This is a genomic window from Streptomyces sp. NPDC060000 (assembly GCF_042737375.1).
Taxonomy (GTDB): domain Bacteria; phylum Actinomycetota; class Actinomycetes; order Streptomycetales; family Streptomycetaceae; genus Streptomyces.
This window is the reverse complement of sequence record NZ_JBHWUU010000165.1, coordinates 1-5,247: the sequence shown is the minus strand read 5'-3', so window position 1 is coordinate 5,247 and position 5,247 is coordinate 1. Positions and strand designations below refer to the sequence as shown.

Annotated in this window: 2 rRNA genes; both read right to left on the bottom strand. The window is 57.3% G+C overall.

Annotated features, from left to right (window positions below):
- Positions 1 to 74: 74 nt before the first annotated feature.
- Positions 75 to 3,197, bottom strand: a 23S ribosomal RNA gene (locus ACFWBB_RS42285).
- Positions 3,198 to 3,505: 308 nt separating this feature from the next.
- Positions 3,506 to 5,031, bottom strand: a 16S ribosomal RNA gene (locus ACFWBB_RS42280).
- The 16S and 23S rRNA genes sit together here, the layout of an rRNA operon.
- Between the last annotated feature and the right edge of the window lie 216 nt (positions 5,032 to 5,247).

Below are 5,247 nucleotides of genomic sequence, written 5' to 3'. Positions count from 1 at the left end.
CAGCCGCACCACACCGTGACCATGGCATGGGGCTGTTCGTGGTTTCAGAACCAACACAGTGGACGCGAGCAACTGAGGACAAGCCCTCGGCCTATTAGTACCAGTCAGCTTCACCCATTACTGGGCTTCCACATCCGGCCTATCAACCCAGTCGTCTACTGGGAGCCTTAACCCCTCAAGGGGGTGGGAATACTCATCTCGAAGCAGGCTTCCCGCTTAGATGCTTTCAGCGGTTATCCCTCCCGAACGTAGCCAACCAGCCATGCCCTTGGCAGAACAACTGGCACACCAGAGGTTCGTCCGTCCCGGTCCTCTCGTACTAGGGACAGCCCTTCTCAATATTCCTGCGCGCGCAGCGGATAGGGACCGAACTGTCTCACGACGTTCTAAACCCAGCTCGCGTACCGCTTTAATGGGCGAACAGCCCAACCCTTGGGACCGACTCCAGCCCCAGGATGCGACGAGCCGACATCGAGGTGCCAAACCATCCCGTCGATATGGACTCTTGGGGAAGATCAGCCTGTTATCCCCGGGGTACCTTTTATCCGTTGAGCGACGGCGCTTCCACAAGCCACCGCCGGATCACTAGTCCCGACTTTCGTCCCTGCTCGACCCGTCGGTCTCACAGTCAAGCTCCCTTGTGCACTTACACTCAACACCTGATTGCCAACCAGGCTGAGGGAACCTTTGGGCGCCTCCGTTACTCTTTAGGAGGCAACCGCCCCAGTTAAACTACCCATCAGACACTGTCCCTGATCCGGATCACGGACCCAGGTTAGACATCCAGCACGACCAGAGTGGTATTTCAACGACGACTCCACAACCACTGGCGTGGCCGCTTCAAAGTCTCCCACCTATCCTACACAAGCCGAACCGAACACCAATATCAAACTATAGTAAAGGTCCCGGGGTCTTTCCGTCCTGCTGCGCGAAACGAGCATCTTTACTCGTAGTGCAATTTCACCGGGCCTATGGTTGAGACAGTCGAGAAGTCGTTACGCCATTCGTGCAGGTCGGAACTTACCCGACAAGGAATTTCGCTACCTTAGGATGGTTATAGTTACCACCGCCGTTTACTGGCGCTTAAGTTCTCAGCTTCGCCACCCCGAAGAGTGACTAACCGGTCCCCTTAACGTTCCAGCACCGGGCAGGCGTCAGTCCGTATACATCGCCTTACGGCTTCGCACGGACCTGTGTTTTTAGTAAACAGTCGCTTCTCGCTGGTCTCTGCGGCCACCCCCAGCTCGAGGAGCAAGTCCTCTCACCAGACGTGGCCCCCCTTCTCCCGAAGTTACGGGGGCATTTTGCCGAGTTCCTTAACCATAGTTCACCCGAACGCCTCGGTATTCTCTACCTGACCACCTGAGTCGGTTTAGGGTACGGGCCGCCATGAAACTCGCTAGAGGCTTTTCTCGACAGCATAGGATCATCCACTTCGCCACAATCGGCTCGGCATCAGGTCTCAGCCTTAATGTGTGACGGATTTGCCTATCACACGGCCTACACCCTTACCCCGGGACAACCACCGCCCGGGATGGACTACCTTCCTGCGTCACCCCATCACTCACCTACTGCAAGTCTGGTCCGTCGGCTCCACCACTTTCCTTTCCCCGAAGGGTCCGGAACGGCTTCACGGACTTAGCATCGCCTGGTTCAGTGTTTGACGCTTCACAGCGGGTACCGGAATATCAACCGGTTATCCATCGACTACGCCTGTCGGCCTCGCCTTAGGTCCCGACTTACCCTGGGCAGATCAGCTTGACCCAGGAACCCTTAGTCAATCGGCGCACACGTTTCTCACGTGTGTATCGCTACTCATGCCTGCATTCTCACTCGTGAACCGTCCACAACTACCTTCCGGTGCTGCTTCACCCGGCACACGACGCTCCCCTACCCATCACAGCAGGCGTTGGCCCTATTGCTGCAATGACACGACTTCGGCGGTACGCTTGAGCCCCGCTACATTGTCGGCGCGGAATCACTAGACCAGTGAGCTATTACGCACTCTTTCAAGGGTGGCTGCTTCTAAGCCAACCTCCTGGTTGTCTGTGCGACTCCACATCCTTTCCCACTTAGCGTACGCTTAGGGGCCTTAGTCGATGCTCTGGGCTGTTTCCCTCTCGACCATGGAGCTTATCCCCCACAGTCTCACTGCCGCGCTCTCACTTACCGGCATTCGGAGTTTGGCTAAGGTCAGTAACCCGGTAGGGCCCATCGCCTATCCAGTGCTCTACCTCCGGCAAGAAACACACGACGCTGCACCTAAATGCATTTCGGGGAGAACCAGCTATCACGGAGTTTGATTGGCCTTTCACCCCTAACCACAGGTCATCCCCCAGGTTTTCAACCCTGGTGGGTTCGGTCCTCCACGAAGTCTTACCTCCGCTTCAACCTGCCCATGGCTAGATCACTCCGCTTCGGGTCTTGAGCGTGCTACTGAAACGCCCTGTTCGGACTCGCTTTCGCTACGGCTGCCCCACTCGGGTTAACCTCGCAACACACCGCAAACTCGCAGGCTCATTCTTCAAAAGGCACGCAGTCACGACGCACCGAGCAAGCTCGATGCGCGACGCTCCCACGGCTTGTAGGCACACGGTTTCAGGTACTATTTCACTCCGCTCCCGCGGTACTTTTCACCATTCCCTCACGGTACTATCCGCTATCGGTCACCAGGGAATATTTAGGCTTAGCGGGTGGTCCCGCCAGATTCACACGGGATTTCTCGGGCCCCGTGCTACTTGGGTGTCTCTCAAACGAGCCGTTGATGTTTCGACTACGGGGGTCTTACCCTCTACGCCGGACCTTTCGCATGTCCTTCGCCTACATCAACGGTTTCTGACTCGTCTCACAGCCGGCAGACTGTGAAAGAGAGATCCCACAACCCCGCACACGCAACCCCTGCCGGGTCTCACACGTATACGGTTTGGCCTCATCCGGTTTCGCTCGCCACTACTCCCGGAATCACGGTTGTTTTCTCTTCCTGCGGGTACTGAGATGTTTCACTTCCCCGCGTTCCCTCCACACTGCCTATGTGTTCAGCAGCGGGTGACAGCCCATGACGACTGCCGGGTTTCCCCATTCGGAAACCCCCGGATCAAAGCCTGGTTGACGACTCCCCGGGGACTATCGTGGCCTCCCACGTCCTTCATCGGTTCCTGGTGCCAAGGCATCCACCGTGCGCCCTTAAAAACTTGGCCACAGATGCTCGCGTCCACTGTGCAGTTCTCAAACAACGACCAGCCACCCATCACCCCCAACCTGAGCTGGAGTTCACTGGGGCCGGCATCAGAAGGACGAGCAACGCTCGTACCCTCAGACACCCAACAGCGTGCCCGGCACCCTCGCCACTCATGATCAGCTTTCCACGCTCCGAAGAGCAGTACTTGCAGCCCGAGATGACTGAGAGTGCCGAATAATCAACGTTCCACCCATGAGCAACCAGCACCGGACGTACGCCGATGTACTGGCCTCTGACCGGGCAAGCCCGGTAAGAAGTGCTCCTTAGAAAGGAGGTGATCCAGCCGCACCTTCCGGTACGGCTACCTTGTTACGACTTCGTCCCAATCGCCAGTCCCACCTTCGACAGCTCCCTCCCACAAGGGGTTGGGCCACCGGCTTCGGGTGTTACCGACTTTCGTGACGTGACGGGCGGTGTGTACAAGGCCCGGGAACGTATTCACCGCAGCAATGCTGATCTGCGATTACTAGCAACTCCGACTTCATGGGGTCGAGTTGCAGACCCCAATCCGAACTGAGACCGGCTTTTTGAGATTCGCTCCACCTCACGGTTTCGCAGCTCTTTGTACCGGCCATTGTAGCACGTGTGCAGCCCAAGACATAAGGGGCATGATGACTTGACGTCGTCCCCACCTTCCTCCGAGTTGACCCCGGCAGTCTCCTGTGAGTCCCCATCACCCCGAAGGGCATGCTGGCAACACAGAACAAGGGTTGCGCTCGTTGCGGGACTTAACCCAACATCTCACGACACGAGCTGACGACAGCCATGCACCACCTGTACACCGACCACAAGGGGGGCACTATCTCTAATGCTTTCCGGTGTATGTCAAGCCTTGGTAAGGTTCTTCGCGTTGCGTCGAATTAAGCCACATGCTCCGCTGCTTGTGCGGGCCCCCGTCAATTCCTTTGAGTTTTAGCCTTGCGGCCGTACTCCCCAGGCGGGGAACTTAATGCGTTAGCTGCGGCACCGACGACGTGGAATGTCGCCAACACCTAGTTCCCACCGTTTACGGCGTGGACTACCAGGGTATCTAATCCTGTTCGCTCCCCACGCTTTCGCTCCTCAGCGTCAGTAATGGCCCAGAGATCCGCCTTCGCCACCGGTGTTCCTCCTGATATCTGCGCATTTCACCGCTACACCAGGAATTCCGATCTCCCCTACCACACTCTAGTCTGCCCGTATCGAATGCAGACCCGGGGTTAAGCCCCGGGCTTTCACATCCGACGCGACAGACCGCCTACGAGCTCTTTACGCCCAATAATTCCGGACAACGCTTGCGCCCTACGTATTACCGCGGCTGCTGGCACGTAGTTAGCCGGCGCTTCTTCTGCAGGTACCGTCACTTTCGCTTCTTCCCTGCTGAAAGAGGTTTACAACCCGAAGGCCGTCATCCCTCACGCGGCGTCGCTGCATCAGGCTTTCGCCCATTGTGCAATATTCCCCACTGCTGCCTCCCGTAGGAGTCTGGGCCGTGTCTCAGTCCCAGTGTGGCCGGTCGCCCTCTCAGGCCGGCTACCCGTCGTCGCCTTGGTGAGCCATTACCTCACCAACAAGCTGATAGGCCGCGGGCTCATCCTTCACCGCCGGAGCTTTTAACCCCCACCCATGCGAGTGGAAGTATTATCCGGTATTAGACCCCGTTTCCAGGGCTTGTCCCAGAGTGAAGGGCAGATTGCCCACGTGTTACTCACCCGTTCGCCACTAATCCCCACCGAAGTGGTTCATCGTTCGACTTGCATGTGTTAAGCACGCCGCCAGCGTTCGTCCTGAGCCAGGATCAAACTCTCCGTGAATGTTTTCCCGTAATCGGGACGACACCACGAGAGCGGAACAGCCAGGCGGAATAAGCCCGGCCGTTCACAGCGTCCTCGCTGTGTTTTGTTTCAAAGGAACCTCATCCTCGGCTATCACTGCCGGGGACGGGGTATCAACATATCTGGCGTTGATTTTTGGCACGCTGTTGAGTTCTCAAGGAACGGACGCTTCCTTTGTACTCACCCGATACTCTC